The organism is Cribrihabitans pelagius (assembly GCF_048820915.1).
Classification (GTDB): Bacteria; Pseudomonadota; Alphaproteobacteria; order Rhodobacterales; family Rhodobacteraceae; genus Cribrihabitans_A; species Cribrihabitans_A pelagius.
Genome location: NZ_JBMERR010000023.1, coordinates 59,976 through 76,688, shown reverse-complemented (window position 1 = coordinate 76,688; position 16,713 = coordinate 59,976). Strand labels below are relative to the sequence as shown.

The 16,713-nt window shown below is 64.7% G+C and carries 15 protein-coding genes and 2 tRNA genes; 6 read left to right on the top strand and 11 right to left on the bottom strand.

Annotated elements, in window-relative coordinates; translation table 11 throughout:
* Nucleotides 1-246 precede the first annotated feature (246 nt).
* Nucleotides 247-576, top strand: a complete 330-nt coding sequence (locus ACOHX0_RS18385) for a helix-turn-helix domain-containing protein (protein WP_420678616.1) — start codon at nucleotides 247-249, stop codon at nucleotides 574-576.
* Nucleotides 577-653: 77 nt separating this feature from the next.
* The gene (locus ACOHX0_RS18380; protein WP_420678615.1) at nucleotides 654-1,715 is read left to right on the top strand and encodes an SGNH/GDSL hydrolase family protein; all 1,062 of its coding nucleotides are present in this window, start codon (nucleotides 654-656) and stop codon (nucleotides 1,713-1,715) included.
* 89 nt (nucleotides 1,716-1,804) lie between these two features.
* Here the strand turns inward: ACOHX0_RS18380 and ACOHX0_RS18375 are convergent, their stop codons facing one another.
* The 5 genes from ACOHX0_RS18375 to ACOHX0_RS18355 form a co-directional block, all read right to left on the bottom strand.
* Complete coding sequence (locus ACOHX0_RS18375; RefSeq protein WP_420678614.1) at nucleotides 1,805-1,969, bottom strand: hypothetical protein; 165 nt, start codon at nucleotides 1,967-1,969, stop codon at nucleotides 1,805-1,807.
* Nucleotides 1,970-2,901: 932 nt separating this feature from the next.
* Nucleotides 2,902-3,288, bottom strand: coding sequence for a metallopeptidase family protein (locus ACOHX0_RS18370; RefSeq protein WP_420678617.1), 387 nt, complete (start codon nucleotides 3,286-3,288; stop codon nucleotides 2,902-2,904).
* 124 nt (nucleotides 3,289-3,412) lie between these two features.
* Nucleotides 3,413-3,994, bottom strand: a complete 582-nt coding sequence (locus ACOHX0_RS18365) for an acyltransferase (RefSeq protein WP_420678613.1) — start codon at nucleotides 3,992-3,994, stop codon at nucleotides 3,413-3,415.
* Nucleotides 3,995-4,188: 194 nt separating this feature from the next.
* A tRNA-Cys gene (locus ACOHX0_RS18360) sits at nucleotides 4,189-4,262 on the bottom strand.
* Nucleotides 4,263-4,379: 117 nt separating this feature from the next.
* Entirely contained in the window at nucleotides 4,380-5,087 is a 708-nt protein-coding gene (locus ACOHX0_RS18355) for a CbiX/SirB N-terminal domain-containing protein (RefSeq protein ID WP_420678612.1), read from the bottom strand.
* A gap of 204 nt (nucleotides 5,088-5,291) precedes the next feature.
* On the opposite strand from ACOHX0_RS18355, the gene ACOHX0_RS18350 reads away from it, so the two are divergent.
* The 4 genes from ACOHX0_RS18350 (at nucleotide 5,292) to ACOHX0_RS18335 (ending at nucleotide 10,520) form a co-directional block, all read left to right on the top strand.
* A tRNA-Gly gene (locus tag ACOHX0_RS18350) sits at nucleotides 5,292-5,365 on the top strand.
* A 181-nt stretch (nucleotides 5,366-5,546) separates the two neighbouring features.
* The gene (locus ACOHX0_RS18345; RefSeq protein ID WP_420678611.1) at nucleotides 5,547-7,346 is read left to right on the top strand and encodes an ABC transporter transmembrane domain-containing protein; all 1,800 of its coding nucleotides are present in this window, start codon (nucleotides 5,547-5,549) and stop codon (nucleotides 7,344-7,346) included.
* A 194-nt stretch (nucleotides 7,347-7,540) separates the two neighbouring features.
* The gene (locus tag ACOHX0_RS18340; RefSeq protein WP_420678610.1) at nucleotides 7,541-9,460 is read left to right on the top strand and encodes an acyl-CoA synthetase; all 1,920 of its coding nucleotides are present in this window, start codon (nucleotides 7,541-7,543) and stop codon (nucleotides 9,458-9,460) included.
* Between the two features lie 121 nt (nucleotides 9,461-9,581).
* Nucleotides 9,582-10,520 (top strand): alpha/beta hydrolase, encoded by a 939-nt coding sequence (locus tag ACOHX0_RS18335; protein WP_420678609.1) that lies wholly within the window; start codon nucleotides 9,582-9,584, stop codon nucleotides 10,518-10,520.
* 94 nt (nucleotides 10,521-10,614) lie between these two features.
* On the opposite strand, the gene ACOHX0_RS18330 is transcribed toward ACOHX0_RS18335, so the two are convergent.
* The 6 genes from ACOHX0_RS18330 to ACOHX0_RS18305 all read right to left on the bottom strand — a co-directional run bounded on the left by ACOHX0_RS18330 (nucleotide 10,615) and on the right by ACOHX0_RS18305 (nucleotide 16,713).
* Entirely contained in the window at nucleotides 10,615-11,451 is an 837-nt protein-coding gene (locus ACOHX0_RS18330; protein ID WP_420678608.1) for an alkaline phosphatase family protein, read from the bottom strand.
* A 144-nt stretch (nucleotides 11,452-11,595) separates the two neighbouring features.
* Nucleotides 11,596-12,414, bottom strand: a complete 819-nt coding sequence (locus ACOHX0_RS18325; protein WP_420678606.1) for a DUF2182 domain-containing protein — start codon at nucleotides 12,412-12,414, stop codon at nucleotides 11,596-11,598.
* Between the two features lie 3 nt (nucleotides 12,415-12,417).
* A complete protein-coding gene (locus ACOHX0_RS18320) occupies nucleotides 12,418-13,059 on the bottom strand; it encodes a DUF1326 domain-containing protein (protein WP_420678604.1) in 642 nt (213 codons plus the stop codon).
* Between the two features lie 251 nt (nucleotides 13,060-13,310).
* Nucleotides 13,311-14,948, bottom strand: a complete 1,638-nt coding sequence (locus ACOHX0_RS18315; RefSeq protein WP_420678603.1) for an ABC transporter ATP-binding protein — start codon at nucleotides 14,946-14,948, stop codon at nucleotides 13,311-13,313.
* Nucleotides 14,945-15,760 carry an ABC transporter permease gene (locus ACOHX0_RS18310; RefSeq protein ID WP_420678602.1) on the bottom strand — a complete coding sequence of 272 codons (816 nt, stop codon included), beginning with the start codon at nucleotides 15,758-15,760 and terminating at the stop codon, nucleotides 14,945-14,947. Before ACOHX0_RS18310 ends, ACOHX0_RS18315 begins: the two co-directional genes overlap by 4 nt.
* Nucleotides 15,757-16,713: an ABC transporter permease gene (locus ACOHX0_RS18305; protein ID WP_420678600.1), complete on the bottom strand. Its 957-nt coding sequence runs from the start codon at nucleotides 16,711-16,713 to the stop codon at nucleotides 15,757-15,759. Before ACOHX0_RS18305 ends, ACOHX0_RS18310 begins: the two co-directional genes overlap by 4 nt.

Below are 16,713 nucleotides of genomic sequence, written 5' to 3'. Positions count from 1 at the left end.
CCTCCGCGACGGCACGCAAAAAGTCGCCGCCATCTTGCTTTGCGAGAAGCTCGGAAAGGTCCATGTTGGTCTTGGTCATCGGGGTCTCCGTGTGGGTCGTGGTTGAAGCGTCGAAACTCCACCTCGATCATACACCTCGATGGCCACCCAGGATCACACCGTTGAAGGCGCGGAAATTACACCACGTGCTCGGACAGTAACGAGAAAGGGGCGCATCCGTGTGCTGACCCTGGCCGCCGTCGTGACGTGCTGGACCGCAAAGTCGGCTCATACGACGGTGCCCGGATGGCTCTGCGGGCGCGGCGTGAAGCCCTCGGCCTTACAATCAGCGAGGTCGAGGAGCTGGCCGGGGCTACGGTGGATCACCTGGCAAAAGCCGAGAAAGATGGGTCGTCCAAGCTGCCGAACGCGCAGCTGCTCTTAGAGTGGGCGCAGGCACTGGGTTATGAGGTGGTTTTGCGGCCGACTGAGCTGCCGGCCTATACCCGCCGGGTGATCTGTTACACGCGGGACCGCTTGGAGGCGCGGCAAAAGCGGTTCCGGCTGGAGGGGCGCCGCAGAAGCGGTCACAGATAAGACGGTTTCAACTTGACCCCCACACGAACTCCGCTTCATTTGGCTGCAACGGGCACAACTGGAGCGTGAGGTTCTTAATGACGGTCTATATTTCTGGGGGATCTAACTCCGTTTCCGATTCAGGCTGGGTAGGTCAATTTCGCTCCCTGGCGGGTGCGGAGAACATCGAGAACATTTCCATCGGCGCGGCTCCCTCCCATATGTCGCTGTTTCGCGTGTCTCAAACTGTGGATCTGAAGGCTGGCGACACTGTGCTTTGGGAATACGGCATCAATGACGCCGCGCACATTGAGGGGCGCGGCTATGACGCGGCGGATCTCCTGGAGGCGATCGAGGGGCTGATCATCTACTGCGCCGATGTGGGGGCAAAGCTCTGCGGCCTGATCTTTCAGCCGAGATATTGGGAAAAGCAAGCGGAGCGTCAGCAATATATGGTTGCCCTCCATTCTCTTTTCAAACGGTACGGCGTGGCATTCTTCGATGTGTCCCAGGAGTTTTGCGCGAAAAAGGGCCACGACCATTTGCCGATGCCACTTTACAAAAACCGGGCTCACTACGCGAAAAAGCCGCGGTTCCTGCAGTTCATCGCGAAGGGCGCGTGGAAAGCGGTGAATGCCTCGAACGTTCCGATTGTTCCTGAGGAAGAAAGCGATTTCGGCCTGCGGTGCTATGATCAGTTCAGCGCCGGCAAAGTGGCCCGTTTCGAAAACAAGCGTGTGAAAGTGGACGCTGTATCCCCGCCAGATGAGGGAACGGCGCTGCAGTTTGACCAGAGCGGCCGCGTTCTAGGTCTCGTGATCGTGTCCACCCCCGGCGGCGGCGCCTTCAATGTCTCGGTGGGCGGGAGGACCTACAAGATTTCAGCGACCTACAGGGAGCGCAAGTTTACGAAAACGATGGTCAAGTTCGTTTCCCTGCCGACGCTGTTTGGCGAGGTGATCGAGTTTGAGCCAGGGGACGAAATCCGGATTTCGTGGGCAGACAACGCCCGTGGCATGATTGCGGATCATCGCTTCCGCAAGAAGGTCAGCGCCAAGATCCTGGCCGGCAGGGAGGCGGCGGTGGTCTGCGTCATGACGTCCGAGCGCGGCAAGGTGGGCATGGTGTCGGAGCTTCTGCTAGAGGCAAAGGCAGGTTAGAGGTCAGCCGCGCGTTCCGCCTCTCTCACCGCCTGCTTGACCGCCTCACACTTGCGCGCCGCCAAGGCATCCTCCTGCGCGACACAAGCCTAGACGGGCGCCCCGTTGCGGGCCCATTTCCCGACAGCTTGGCGGGTCACGTCGTATCGCTCCGCAAACAGGGTTTTCCAGCGATCCGTCCGGAAAAGTTGGCTTGCCATCCGGTCAACCGCCAAAAACCTTTCCGCCGGTGATAGCTCGGTGTAATCGGTCATTGTCTCAATCCTTTCGGGAGACCGCCCCGCGCCTGCTTCCAACTCGGTTCGCCGTGGGGCGCGGGGCATCAGATTTCACATCAGATCGAGCATATCAAGTTGGGCACGGCTGCCGTCGCATGTGATGCGCGCCCGCACGGGGCGCGGCACAGATGCGTCATGCCGCCCGGGCTGCCAGTTGCGCGCCGCCGCCCCATTGTTCCGCCATTGCCGCTGCCAAGCCGGGGAAAAACCGGCTGCGCTCTTTCCAGCGGTCTTTGCCCGGGATCGCCTTATGTACGCTGTCGCGGGCGGTGGTGCCGTCCAGCGTGCCAGTGGGCCGCAGCTTGGGCAGGTTGCGCAGCCATAGGCAGGCCGCGGAAATCCAAGTCCGCGCCGCCGTCCTGAACCGGCACACAGCTCTTGGCATCCCTGTCACCGGGGCCGTAGGACAAGTCCGTCCGGGGAAAGGGGGAGTCTCCCCATCACCGTATTTGCGCAACATAGCCCTTCCACGGCCCGATCTTCGGCAGCGGCTGGATGGTCCGCTCGCAAGTGAACTCTGTTGCGCCGGACCGGATTGCCTTGCGCACCATGTTCCGCGAAACGCGCAGTTCCCGGCAGATTTGCCTGATCGAATTGTTCAGCATTGGCCTCGGACCAATGGCGGCTCAATGCCTCAATCCTGGAAATACGCCAGACGGATCTTCGCTGCCGTCTCCGCGTCCAACATCCCGCACCGTGCTCCCCGATAACCTCCGGGGCGTCATCCACATCAGCGTGAGGGGGTCTTTTGGGATGCCGATCACCCCGCTGCGGGGTCAATTTAGCATGCTTGTTCGCGTGCGCGACAGGTCCTGCCACTATCTTCTCCGCTCAAAGGACCGGCCAGCCGTGCCGTGATTGGATGGCCGGAGCGCCGTTTATGCGAAGGAAAGCGGGGCTGTCTGCCGTCACTCCCACCAGGGATCAATCGCGGCGATGTCTTCGTCGCTCCAGCCGAAGTGGTGAGCGAACTCATGGATCACCACATGCGCGATCAGATCCTCCAGCGCGACGTCGCCGCGGCCGCGCCATTCCGCCAGGATCGGCTGCCGGAACAGCCAGACCACATCGGGCGGCGGCGCCATATCAAAAACGGATTTACCGGTCATCGGAATGCCTTCGTAGAGGCCGGTAAGGTCACGCGGGTCGGAGATGGCGAGCTGTTCCAGCATCTCTGCTTCCGGCCATTCCGCCACCCGCAGCAAGACTTCCTGTGCCGCGGGGCGGAAGGCGGCGGGCAGGGCGGCGACGGTGCCGCGGGCGATGTCTTCGAAAAAGGCGATGCCGTGCGTCATGCTGCAGATATGGCACGCCAGGCGGTGCTGGGAAAGCCGGGCCATTCAGAGGGCGCACTCCTAGCTATTGCCGGTCCTGATCAGCGCGTGAGAAACTATCAGTCCAACATGGGAGTTGCGCCCTTCATTCCTTCCAGCCGATGTTCTCTCGAATGACCTTGGCGGGGGTCCCAACGGCAAGACAGTTGCTCGGAACGGGACCGTTTACCACGGCCCTGGCGCCTATCACGGACCCCGACCCAATGTGGCTGCCGCCCAGAATAATAGCTTCTTCCGAGATCCAAACGTGTTCCTCAATGATGATCGGGCGTGGCTCGTTAATCCGTTCTCCGTCGTCAAGGTTGAAGATAGTATGGCTGTCACTGGGGCGGATTTTTACCCCAGCAAAAAGGCAGTCATCGCCGATCTGAACTGAGCATTTGTTTTCTGCCAAATTCGCAAAAAAAGATGCGTTACACTTAGAGCGGTAGCCCATGGCAAGGCGGCAGTCATCCCCTTTGAGGTAGACCATCATCCTGCCACGATTGGCGCCAAGGTATTCCACCGCGCCGCGGTCTTTGTAGAAATCAACGTGCCCAGACAACCTGCATGAATTCCCAAGGGTGAGAGTGTTGTTCGACCCAAAGAACCGCACCGTGAGGTCGGGGCTGGACGAGTGGTCACCAATTACCCTGTTGTTTTCGCCGCTGTCTTCGATGGCTGCCATATCTCGTCATCCCGAAGTGAAATTTTGCGGCATTTTTAAGCCACTTGTTGCTGGGGGCAAGAAGTTTGTCGGGGTTATGCAGCTAGGGCCGCATGTCGGCCAAGGCTACCCCAAGCGCCGCCGGAATAGAACGAAACCAAAACACGAATGTTGAGAGATGCGTTGAGGGCGCGCCGCGACAATCGACTAAGTGCTGGAGGCGAGTACCGGAATCGAACCGGTGTACACGGATTTGCAATCCGCTGCGTCACCACTCCGCCAACTCGCCAGCCGATGGTGTGAGGCGTGATTAATCACATGCTTGCAGCGCGCGCAAGAGGTGTTTTGCCGCGGCGGCCGGGATTCAGCTGGACAGGCGCTGCGGCGGCCCGGGGGCGGTCCGGGGTCACTCCGGGACGGAAGCGGCGGCGGCGCGGAGGGCGGCGGCGATCAGGGCGGGGACGCCGGGCAGGGCGCCGGTCACGGGCATCACGGCACCCTCAAATGCTGCGGCCTCCAGCGCCTCGGGGATGTCGTCTTTGACGTGGTCGCCGGCCTGCGCAAAGAACGGCAGGCAGAGGGATTGCGCGGGCAGGGGGCGGGCGGCGGCCTCGATGGTGGGGGCCTGTTCGACATAACCCAGCGAGAGCGCGCAGCCGGGCAGGAGCGGGGCGAGACGGCTGCCGAAGGATTCGGCGGCCTCGGCGGCCTTGGGGCCGCGGGCGGAGCCATGGGCTGCGAGCAGCAGCCGGGTGGCGGCCAGATCCCAGTGCCGCTCTTCTGCCGCCGCCTTGACCGCGCGCGCCACCAGCAGGGGCAGGCCGGCCGACAGGCCGAACGGCTCGGCCATGCGGTAGCTGCGGCCGCGCAAGCGGTCCGGCAGCACCTTGGCGGTGAACCAGCCGCGCGCCATGAAGAACGGGTAGATGACGGCACCCTCCTGCATCACCTCCTCCAGCCGGCCCGGCGAGGCGAGCGTGGCGGAGCGGATGTCCCAGCCGGGCAGCAGGGCAGCCACGTCGGCGGCCGTCCGGGCCAGGGCGGCCTCCTGCGGAGCGGGGGCGGAGGGCTGGCCGTGGGCGGTGAGGATGGCGGTTTTCAGTTGCGGGCGCATCTGCGGGCTCCGGCTTGGGCTTCTGAGGCGCGCGGCGGGGCGCCTGCTTAAACTCGGGGCAGCGGGGCCGCTGTGCAAGGGCGGGATGTGCAAAACCCCTCGGCCCGGACCCGGATGCCGCTGCCGCACGGACCGCGGATACAGAGGACGGCACATCGCGGTTGACCTCGCCCGCGGCTTCGCCTAAATCACCACAAGCCCCGGGCGGGTATGGTGAAATGGTATCATAAGAGCCTTCCAAGCTTAAGGTGCGGGTTCGATTCCCGCTACCCGCTCCAACTTCTCCGGCAGTTCTCCGGCAGCGCCCTGCAGGGTCAGGATGCCGCAGACTTTTGGCCTTTGTTCCGCTATTTTTGAAACCGCTCCGCGCTTGACGCGCCGGGGCTGCAGGGCCATGAACCGGGGCAACAGCGCATGCCCCGCGGGGCGGCGCAGCAGCGAAGTTCAAAAGGATCCGGAATGGCGCGAAGACAGGCGGCCCCGAATGCGGAACAGGAGCGCGCAGGCTCCCGTAAGATTGGCGTGCTTGCGGCGCTGTGGCCCTTCATGCGGCCCTACCGCGGCCTGATGACGGCGGCGCTGGGTGCGCTGGTGCTGACGGCGGCGCTGTCGCTGACGCTGCCCTTGGCGGTGCGCCGGGTGGTGGATAATTTCCGGGTTTCGGATGCGGCGCTTTTGAACCAGTATTTCGCCGCCGCGCTGGTGATTGCCGCGCTGCTCGCGATCGGGACCGGTGTGCGTTACGCCCTGGTGACGCGCCTGGGCGAGCGGGTGGTGGCCGATATTCGCAAGGCCGTCTTTGACCGGGTCATCGGCATGAGCCCGGAGTTCTTCGAGCGCATCATGACCGGAGAGGTGCTGAGCCGGATCACTACCGACACCACGCTGATCCAGTCGGTGCTGGGCTCTTCAGTGTCGATCGCGCTGCGCAACCTCCTGATTTTTCTGGGCGGCATGGTGCTGATGCTGCTGACCTCGGCCAAGCTCACCGCGATGGTGCTGCTGATCGTGCCGGCTGTGATCGTGCCGATCCTGTTCCTGGGCCGCCGCCTGCGCGCGATCAGCAAGGAAAACCAGGACTGGATCGCGGCCTCTTCGGGCAATGCGGGCGAGGCCCTGGGCGCGGTGCAGACGGTGCAGGCCTTCACCCATGAGGCCGCGAGCCGCAGTGCCTTCGGCGAGATGACCGAGACCGCCTATGACGTCTCGCGCCGCCGCATCCGCACCCGCGCGGCGCTGACGGTGATCGTGATCTTCCTGGTGTTTTCGGGCATTGTCGGTGTGTTGTGGATGGGCGCCAATGACGTGCGCGCCGGGCGGATGAGCGAGGGCACGCTGATCCAGTTTGTGATTTACGCGGTGCTGGTGGCGGGTTCGGTTGCGGCACTCTCGGAGATCTGGAGTGAGCTGCAGCGCGCCGCCGGCGCGACCGAGCGGCTGGTGGAGTTGTTGCAGGCGGAGGATACCGTGCTGGACCCGGAGACGCCGCAGGCGCTGCCCGCGCCGGTGCGGGGCGAGATCCGCTTTGAGGATGTCTCCTTCCGCTATCCGTCACGGCCGGATGTGTCCGCGCTGGAAAATGTCTCGCTCACCGTGCGGCCGGGCGAAACAGTGGCCTTTGTCGGCCCCTCCGGTGCCGGCAAGACCACGGTGATCCAGCTGATCCAGCGCTTTTATGATCCGAACCAGGGTCAGGTGCTGCTGGACGGGGTGCCGCTCAGCGCGTTGAAGCGCGACGATTTCCGCCATCATATCGCGATAGTGCCGCAGGATCCGGCGATTTTTGCCGCCTCGGCACGCGACAACATCCGCTTCGGCCGGCCCGAGGCCAGCGACGCCGAGGTGGAAGCCGCGGCCAAGGCCGCTGCGGCGCATGAGTTCATCTCCGCCCTGCCGGAGGGTTACGACAGCTTTGTCGGCGAGCGCGGCGTGATGCTGTCGGGCGGCCAGAAGCAGCGTATCGCCATCGCCCGGGCCATCCTGCGCGACGCGCCGGTGCTGCTCCTGGACGAGGCGACCTCGGCGCTGGATGCCGAAAGCGAGCGGCTGGTGCAGGCGGCAGTGGATGCGCTCAGCCGTGACCGCACCACGCTGATCGTGGCGCACCGGCTGGCGACGGTAAAGAAGGCAGACCGCATCGTGGTGATGGACCAGGGCCGCATCGTCGCCTCCGGCACCCATGATGCGCTGGTGGCCGAAGGCGGGCTTTATGCGCGGCTGGCCAAGCTGCAGTTTACCGAGGGCATGGCGGCGGAATAACACCGCGTGACGCAAGGGCAGCGCGCCGAAGCGGCGCAGACGCGGCGCTTTCTGGCGCCACGTCACACCCAAGCTGCCCTCAGGTGACCCTGCGCCTGCGCTTGCGATAAATGGCGTATGCAATACTCTGTGCGGCAAGAGGACACGCCCCCTGATGCCCATGATGCGCGGCCGGGGGAAACGGGAGGAACACCATGGGATTTGCCGGTATCGAGGACCGCCGGGCGCTTGAGAACGAAATGCCTTACGAGGCCCGCAACCTGCCCGCCACGCTCTATGGGCTGCTGTCGCAGACCGCTGGGAAATTTCCCGAGAGCCGGGCCACTAGCTACCAGATCCTGTCCGGGCCGAAGGACAAGGCGGAGACGCTGACTTGGCGGGCCCTGAAGGATCAGGTCACCCAGGCCGCCAACATGTTCCGGTCTCTGGGCATCGGCGAGACAGACGTGGTGGCCTATGTGCTGCCCAACTGCACCGAGGCGCTGGTCACCATGCTGGGCGGCGCGGTGGCGGGGATCGTGAACCCGATCAACCCGCTTCTGGAGCCGGAGCAGATCGCCTCCATCCTGCGCGAGACCAAGGCCAAGGTCGTGGTTACCCTGCGCCCCTTCCCGAAAACCGACGTGGCGCAGAAGGTGGCCGAGGCGGTGCGCCATGCGCCCGCCGTGAACACGGTGCTGGAAGTCGACCTCAACCGCTATCTGACGCCGCCGAAGTCCTGGATCGTGCCGATGATCCGCCCCAAGCTGGAGGACAAGGCCAAGGCGGCGCATGCGGACTACCTGAACTTCCGCAAGGAATGCGCCAAACAGCCCAAGACGCTGGCCTTTGCCGACAGCGCGGGCGACCGGGTGGCCTGCTACTTCCACACCGGCGGCACCACCGGCATGCCCAAGGTGGCGCAGCACAAGTATTCCGGCATGATCTACAACGGCTGGCTGGGCGCCACGCTTCTGTTCTCGGAAGAGGACAACATCATGTGCCCGCTGCCGCTGTTCCATGTCTTCGCCTGCCACGTGATCGTGATGGCGGCGGTGGCCTCGGGCGCGCATGTGGTGTTCCCGACACCGCAGGGCTACCGCGGCGAGGGCGTCTTCGACAACTTCTGGAAGCTGATCGAACGCTGGAAGATCTCCTTCATCATCACCGTGCCCACCGCGGTCTCGGCGCTGATGCAGCGCGAGGTGAATGCCGATATTTCTAGTGTGAAAACCGCCTTCTCCGGCTCCGCGCCGATGCCGATGGAGCTGTTCAAACGGTTCGAGGGCGCCTCGGGCGTCACCATCGTCGAAGGTTACGGGCTGACCGAGGCGACCTGCCTTGTCTCCTGCAACCCGCCGGGCGGGCAGAAGAAAGTCGGCTCGGTCGGAATTCCGCTGCCTTACACGGATGTGAAGATCATCAAGGGCACCGCCAACGGGCCGCTGGAATGCGCGCCCGGTGAAATTGGCGAGATCTGCATCTCCAATCCCGGCGTCTATGCGGGGCATACCTATACCGAGACCGAGAAGAACGCGGGCCTGTTCTATCAGGACAAATACCTGCGCACCGGCGATCTGGGCCGGATCGACGCGGACGGCTACTTGTGGATCACCGGCCGCGCCAAGGATTTGATCATCCGCGGCGGCCACAACATCGACCCGGCCGAGATCGAGGAAGCCCTTCTGGGTCATGAGGCGGTGGCTTTTGCCGGCGCCATCGGCCAGCCCGACGCGCACGCGGGCGAGCTGCCTTGCGCCTTTGTTGAACTGGTCGAGGGGGCCTCGGTCAGCGAGACGGAGCTTCTGGACTACTGCAAGGTCCACATCCACGAGCGCGCCGCCATTCCCAAGCATTTGACAGTGCTGTCAGAGCTGCCCAAGACCGCGGTGGGCAAGGTATTCAAGCCGGACCTGCGCAAACAAGCAATCACCCGCGTCTACGACGGCGCGCTGGAGAAGGCCGGGCTTGCCGCGCGGGTGGAAAACGTGATCGACGACAAGCAGCGCGGGCTGGTGGCCCAGGTGGCCGCCCATGGCAGCACGGAGGGTGAGATCGCGAAGGTGCTGGGGGATTTCACACGGCCCTGGGAACCGCTGCCCGCCGCAGTGCAGCACCCCGCCGCGGCAGAGTAGGCCGCCCAAGCTGCAACTTGCGCAAGCGCGCCCTTCCCGGGGGCGCTTTCTGTTTCGGGCATTCCATTTGCGGCGTTCTGTGCCTAGGCTCTGACACGGGACCTGAGCAGGGAGGCCGCGGATGGACTACGAAAGGCTGATCGACGAAGAGACCTGGAGCTTCATCCAGAAGAGCGGGGAGCTTTATCCCGACAATGCCGTCGATCTGTCCATAGAGGAGCAGCGCGACGTCTATGATGCGATGGCGGAGGAGTTCCGCGAACCCCGGCCCGCGATCGTTTCGGTCCGGGACCGCAAGGCAAAGGGCGCCTCAGATCAGGCCGTGCCCGTGCGGGTCTATACCGCGGGCGATCCCACCCGCACGGTGCTCTACTGCCATGGCGGCGGCTTTGTCGTGGGCGGACTGGGCAGCCATGACGGCATCTGCGCCGAGATCTGCGCCCAAACCGGCTACCGGGTGGTGGCGGTGGACTACCGGCTGGCACCCGAGCACCTGCACCCGGCCGCATTCGAGGACGCCTGGACCGCGCTGCAATGGGTGGAAGAGACCTATGGCAAGGGGATCGTGCTGGCCGGCGACAGCGCGGGCGCCAATCTCTGCGGCGCGCTGGCGCATCATGCGCGCGGGCGCAGCGATGCGCTGCTGGGCCAGGTGCTGATCTACGGCGCGCTTGGCGGCGACATGAGCCAGGGCTCCTACGCCGAACACGCCCATGCGCCGATGCTGACGCGGGAAGATGTGGCCTATTACATGGACGCGCGCGCGGGCGGGGCGCAACCCGAGGGCGATCCCACCTTTGCGCCGCTGCAGGACACGGATTTCAGCGGGCTGCCGCCCACGGTTCTGGTCACCGCCGATTGCGACCCGGTGCGCGATGATTCGCACCACTACCGCGACCGCATCCTCGCGGCGGGCGGCAAGGCGCATTGGATCAACGAGCCGGGGCTGGTGCATGGTTACCTGCGTGCGCGCCACAGCGTGGGCCGCGCCAGGGAGAGCTTCGAGCGGATCTCGCTGGCGATCGAGGCGCTGGGGCAGGGGCTGTGGCCTTATGACTGAGGCCACTTGAAGAGCCCGCCGCAGGGCACCCGGTCAGGCGGGAAAAGGGGGCAGCCGGGAAGGCCGCCCTCAGCCTGTGGCTGAACTTTGTCCCTCACCGCAGAAACGGTTGCGCTTTCATTGTGTCCGCCAGCGGCGCGCCGAGCCGGGACAGGATCGTGGGGGCCAGCTGCAGCTGGCCGATCACCTCGTCATGGTCAGGGCCGTCTGCCTCGCCGAAGTAGTAAAGCGCGGTCTCCTGCTGCAACGGGTCGCGGCCGCCGTGATGGCCGCGCGCGTCCTGGCCGTGGTCGGCAGTCACGATCACCTCATAACCCATGTCGCGCCAGCGCGGGATGAAGGGGGCCAGCATCTCGTCCATTACGAAACAGGCGTGGTCCATCTCCTGGCAGTCGTGGAAATAGCGGTGCCCCATGCTGTCCAGCGTGCAGGTGTGCAGCATCCCGTAGTTGAGCCCGAAGCGATGGCAGAGGTTTGTCAGGGTGCCGAACAGATCCACGTCCGAGGGCGTCATCTGGTTGACCTTGCCATAGCCCGTCATGGTGTGGAAACGGCCATGGTTGATGGTGGCGCTCTCCGGCTCGTCATATTCGATGTCGCGCACCACGTCGAAGGGATGCCGGTTGAAGAAGGAGGACCAGAAGCTGTGCGCCACCGCGCCGGTGGTGCCGCCACCCTCGCGCACCTGGCTGAACACGTCCCGGTGGCTCAGCCGGAACACATTGCCATTGCCGGTGCAGCCGTGTTCGGTCGGCGCCACCCCGGTGTGGATCGAGGCATAGCAGCTGGCCGAGATCGACGGCAGCACGGAGCGCAGCTTCCAGACCCGCGCATCGCCGCTGTCAACCCAGCCTTCGAGGTTGCCGAACAGGCGGCGGAAATTGCGCCAGGGCACGCCGTCGAGGATGATCAGCAGTAGTTTCTTGTCCATGCGCCCGAATCCCTTCTGCTCGCGGAAGCTTCCGCGCCCATCATCCAGCGAAAATCTTGAATTGCGATACCAAAACCGCCCCGGCCTGTCCTTCCGGCGGCATTGCGTCCGGCCTGTGCCAGCACTGCGGCGGGGGAGGACAGCTCAGAGGCTGGCGGCAAGAAGCCAGGCGCCCGAGGCGATCAGCCCCGCGCCGGTCAGCCGGGTTAGCAGGCCGCCGAAGGGGAGGTGCTTTTCCGCCAGCACATAAAGCGCAAGCCCCGCGATCCAGTACAGGTTCATCACCCCGCCGGCAAACAACAGGAGCATCAGCACCCAGCAGCAGCCGAGGCAATAGGTTCCGTGGTGGGCGCCTACCAGAGCCGCGCCTGCAGCGCCCTGCCGGCGGTGTGCGATCAGAAATTTGACCGGCGACCGGCAATGCGCGAGGCAAGCGCGTTTGGTGGGGGTGAACTGATAGGCGCCCGCCGCCAGCAGCACCGTCCCCGCAAGGGCACGGTGGCTGAGCGGCATCATCGGGCCGTTTGACAGGCCCGTCGTTTCGAGAAACCATTGCAGACCGGTTGCCGCAGCCGAAAAACCGGCCCAAGCCAGGAGGTAGCCGGACAGGAACAGCAGGCTCAGCGGCGCGGCGCGGGCGGCCTCCGGCCCGGCCCGTTTCACCGCTGCAAACAGCAAAAGCACCGGTGCCGCGCTGGGCGTCATCATCGCAATCATCATGACCCACCACATCAGGAAGACCAGTGCGGCATGAGAAAGGCTCCAGCCCGGCGCCGGCATCTGCGCTGGGCCGGGGACCGTCATGCGCGTCATCTCCAGCGCGCTCATCCCCATGCCGCCGCCGCTGAGCGTGTAGAGCCCGCTCAGCAGGACGATCGCGGCGGCGGCAGCCAGCACCACGGCGCGGTCGCGCCGGGCCAGCCAGCCGGCCGCTCCGGCGGTGCTATGGGGCGCGGCGGCCACGCCTCAGGCGGCGCGCTGCACGCCGTCGCCGGTCAGGTGCAGCTCGGCGATATGGGCATGGCTATCGGTATTCTTGGTGAGGCTGATCGCGGCTTTGCGGGTCACGGTGGTGCCGGTGGCGACCTGGGCCTCGGCATACTCAAACCCATGCGGCAACTTGATGCTGACGGTATGGGGTTCGCCCGAGACGATATTGGGGATCGGCTTGACCGTGGTCTCCGCGATATCGCCTGCCTTTGCGGTGCCGGTCCTTGTATCGGGGTCGTAATCAAGCGAGACCGGCGCAGTCAGGGTCTCGTGCTTGGTCGGGCTCATGGTGCTGAAGACATGGAACATGGTGGCAAATTCCTGGGTGTCCTCGCCGCGCATGATCGCTTCCAGCGCCGCGCGCTGTTCGTCCGAGGCGTTATCGCCGATGATCATCTGCATCTCGCCGTTGCCCTCGTGCACAGCGCCGGGCCACTTGTAGAGGACCGCCGCGCTGAGACCGTCGAGCGATATGTCGCCGTGATGGCCCTTGTCGATGCGAAAGGTCATCATCGCCTCGCAGGTGCCGTCGCTTGGGAGTTGCGAGAATTGGCAGGGGCAGCCGGGGACGCAGTTGCAGTTGGAAATGCTCAAACCGTGAATTGCCCAATCTGTCATGGCAGGTCCTCCCGAATAATCTGGACACGCGAAACTGCCCGGCGGTCCCCGGGGCGGCCTGCATGAAGACGGCAGCGCTCAATGAGTTTTTGGTTTGATTGCGGCTGGACCCGCCGCATTGGCGTCGGTGCCAGTAAACTACCATAAAACAGCGGCAGGTTGAAAAGGAAAACGCCCCCGCCGGTCACGGGCCAGTCACGGGCCAGTCACGGGCCGGTCAACGGGCGGAGGCGTTCATGCGGGATTGTGCCTTAGTGGCCCGCGCTTTCCATCTTGCGGTGTGCGATCACCTCTTCCAGCCAGCCGAGCTTCATCTCGGGCACCGAGCTCAGCAGCAGGTCAGTGTAATCGTCGAAGGGCGGCGACAGCACTTCGGACTTGCCGCCGTAACGCTGCACCCGGCCCTGGTACATCACCGCGATATTGTCCGAAATCGCGCGCACCGTGGCCAGATCGTGGGTGATGAAGAGATAGGCGACGTCCTCGATCTTCTGCAGCTCCAGCAGGAGCTTCAGGATGCCATCCGCCACCAGCGGGTCGAGCGCCGAGGTGACCTCGTCGCAGATGATCATCTTGGGCTTCGCCGCCAGCGAGCGGGCAATGCAGACGCGCTGCTTCTGGCCGCCCGACAGCTCCGCCGGGTAACGGTCCATGAAGCCCTTGCCCAGCTCGATCTCGTCCAGCAGTTCGATGATGCGCTTGCGCTTTTCGGCGCCTTTCATGCCGAAGTAAAACTCCAGCGGGCGGCCGATGATGGTGCCCACCGTCTGGCGCGGGTTCATCGCCACATCCGCCATCTGGTAGATCATCTGCAATTCGCGCAGATCTTCGCGCGAGCGGCCCTTGAGGTCCGGCGACAGGGTGCGTCCGGCAAAGTGAATCTCGCCCTCGCGCGGCGGCAGGAGGCCGGTGATCACCCGCGCCAGCGTCGATTTGCCGGAGCCGGACTCGCCCACCACCGCGAGCGTCTGGCCCGGGTAAAGGTCGACGTTCACATTGTGCAGCACGTCGAAGTTGGTGCCCTTGTAGCGCGCGGTGATGTTGCGCACGCTCAGCACCGGCTCCGGCGTGGGTGCCTTTTCCTCGTGCTCGATCGAGCGCACCGAGACCAGCGCCTGGGTGTACTCTTCCTGCGGGTTGTTGATGATCTGGTCGACGGTGCCGTATTCCACGGTGTCGCCCATCTTCAGCACCATGATGTCGTCGCTGACCTGCGCCACCACCGCGAGGTCGTGGGTGATGTAGAGCGCGGCAACCCCGGTGTCGCGGATGGCTTCCTTGATCGCCATCAAGACGTCGATCTGGGTGGTCACGTCGAGCGCCGTGGTGGGCTCGTCGAAGACTACCAGATCCGGCTCCGGGCAGAGCGCCAGCGCTGTCATGCAGCGCTGCAGCTGGCCGCCGGAAACCTGGTGCGGGTAGCGCTCACCGATATTGTCGGGATCGGGCAGGCCCAGCTTGGCAAACAGCGCGCGCGCGCGGGCCTCGGCCTCCTTGCGGGAGAACTTCTTCTGCTCCACTGCCGCCTCGACCACCTGATCCATGATCTTCTTGGCCGGGTTGAAGGAGGCAGCGGCGGACTGCGACACATAAGTGACCTCGCCGCCGCGCAAGCGGCGCACGTCCTTGCGGCTGGTCTTCAGAATGTCGCGGCCGTTGACCCAGACCTCGCCGCCGGTGATCTCCACGCCGCCGCGGCCGTAGGCCATGGAGGCGAGCCCGATGGTGGACTTGCCGGCTCCGGATTCGCCGATCAGCCCCAGCACCTTGCCGGGCGCGAGGTCAAAGCTGACCCCATGCACGATCTCGATGGGCCTGGGCTTTTCGCCGGGCGGGTAGACGGTCGCGCCGATTTTCAGGTCGCGGACTTTCAGCAGGGCATCGCTCATCCGCGGCCTCCTTTCAGCGAGGTTGTCCGGTTCAGCACCCAGTCAGCCACCAGGTTGACCGAGATGGCCAGCGTGGCGATGGCGAAGGCGGGCAGCAGGGCGGCGGGGATGCCGTAGACGATGCCGTCCTTGTTCTCCTTCACGATCCCGCCCCAGTCGGCCTCGGGCGGCTGCACGCCAAGGCCCAGGAAGGACAGGGTGGAGACGAACAGCACCATGAAGATGAAGCGCAGGCCCATCTCGGCGACAAGCGGCGACAGCGCGTTGGGCAGGATCTCGCGGAAGATGATCCAGACGGTCCGCTCGCCGCGCAGGCGGGCGGCCTCGACATAGTCCATCACCTCGATGTCGACGGCGACGGCACGGGCCAGGCGGTAGACGCGGGTGGAATCGAGAAGACCCATCACCAGGATCAGCATCGGGATGGTGACGGGGGTCACCGACAGCACCACCAGCGCGAAGATCAGCGTCGGGATCGACATGATGAGATCGACGAAGCGCGACAGCGCCTGGTCGAGCCAGCCGCCGGCCTCCGCCGCGATGAAGCCCAGCACCGCGCCGGTGGTGAAGGACAGGATCGTCGCCGCGGTGGCGATGAAGATGGTGGTGCGCCCGCCGTAGATCATCCGGCTGAGGAGATCGCGGCCGATGTTGTCGGTGCCAAGCAGATACTCGGCGCTCGAAGGCTCCCAGACGTCGCCCACCACTTCGCCGACGCCATAGGGCGCCAGCAGCGGGGCAAAGATCGCGGCCAGGAAGTAGAGCGCGGTAAAGAACAGCCCGATGAGGGCGGAAACGGGAATATTCTTCATTTCGGATGCCTCAGGCGCGGGTTCGACAGGATGGCGACGATATCGGCAATCATGTTGAGCCCGATGTAGACGGCAGCGAAGATCAGCCCGCAAGCCTGCACCACCGGCACGTCCCGCTTGGACACGTGGTCAACCAGATACTGGCCCATGCCGGGGTAGACAAACACCACCTCGATCACCACGACGCCGACCACCAGATAGGCGAGGTTCAGCATCACCACGTTGACGATCGGCGCGATCGCGTTCGGGAAGGCATGGCGGTAGATCACCTGGAAGGCGTTGAGCCCCTTGAGCTCGGCGGTCTCGATATAGGCCGACTGCATCACGTTCAGGATCGCGGCGCGGGTCATGCGCATCATGTGGGCGAGCACCACCAGCGTGAGCACGGCAATCGGCAGCGCGATGGAGTTCAGCTTCTGCCACAGCGACATGCTGTCGTTGATCATGGCGACCGAGGGGAACCAGCGCAGCTGCACGGCGATGACATACATCAGCACGTAGCCGATCAGGAATTCCGGGATCGAGATCGACGCCAGGGTAACGCCCGAGATCAGCTTGTCGGGCCAGCGGTCCTTGAAGCGCACGGCCAGAAGGCCGAGGAAGATCGCCAGCGGCACGGCCACGACGGCGGCCCAGAAGGCGAGGAAGAGGGTGTTCCAGAACCGGCCCGCAAGCGCCGAGGAAATGTCCTGGCCGCTGGTCAGCGCGGTGCCAAGATCGCCGTGCAGGGCGCCGGACAGCCACGAGAAATAACGCTGCAGCGCGGGTTCGTTCAGCCCCAGCTCGGCGCGCAGGTTCGCAAGCGCCTCGGGTGTTGCGCCCTGGCCGAGGATGGATTGGGCGACGTCGCCGGGCAGGATCAGCGTGCCCGCGAAGATCACCATGGAAATCAGCAACAGGAGAAGAAGGCTCAGCGCAATGCGCTGAGCCAGAAGGCGGACAACTGGGGACAT

Coding starts and splice junctions, on each gene's coding strand:
- ACOHX0_RS18330 (WP_420678608.1), bottom strand. CDS start 11,451: ATGGACAAGAAACTACTGCTGATCATCCTCGACGGCGTGCCCTGGCGC.
- ACOHX0_RS18345 (WP_420678611.1), top strand. CDS start 5,547: ATGGCGCGAAGACAGGCGGCCCCGAATGCGGAACAGGAGCGCGCAGGC.
- ACOHX0_RS18335 (WP_420678609.1), top strand. CDS start 9,582: ATGGACTACGAAAGGCTGATCGACGAAGAGACCTGGAGCTTCATCCAG.
- ACOHX0_RS18365 (WP_420678613.1), bottom strand. CDS start 3,994: ATGGCAGCCATCGAAGACAGCGGCGAAAACAACAGGGTAATTGGTGAC.
- ACOHX0_RS18340 (WP_420678610.1), top strand. CDS start 7,541: ATGGGATTTGCCGGTATCGAGGACCGCCGGGCGCTTGAGAACGAAATG.
- ACOHX0_RS18370 (WP_420678617.1), bottom strand. CDS start 3,288: ATGACGCACGGCATCGCCTTTTTCGAAGACATCGCCCGCGGCACCGTC.
- ACOHX0_RS18380 (WP_420678615.1), top strand. CDS start 654: ATGACGGTCTATATTTCTGGGGGATCTAACTCCGTTTCCGATTCAGGC.
- ACOHX0_RS18355 (WP_420678612.1), bottom strand. CDS start 5,087: ATGCGCCCGCAACTGAAAACCGCCATCCTCACCGCCCACGGCCAGCCC.
- ACOHX0_RS18310 (WP_420678602.1), bottom strand. CDS start 15,760: ATGAAGAATATTCCCGTTTCCGCCCTCATCGGGCTGTTCTTTACCGCG.
- ACOHX0_RS18320 (WP_420678604.1), bottom strand. CDS start 13,059: ATGACAGATTGGGCAATTCACGGTTTGAGCATTTCCAACTGCAACTGC.
- ACOHX0_RS18375 (WP_420678614.1), bottom strand. CDS start 1,969: ATGACCGATTACACCGAGCTATCACCGGCGGAAAGGTTTTTGGCGGTT.
- ACOHX0_RS18315 (WP_420678603.1), bottom strand. CDS start 14,948: ATGAGCGATGCCCTGCTGAAAGTCCGCGACCTGAAAATCGGCGCGACC.
- ACOHX0_RS18305 (WP_420678600.1), bottom strand. CDS start 16,713: ATGTCCCCAGTTGTCCGCCTTCTGGCTCAGCGCATTGCGCTGAGCCTT.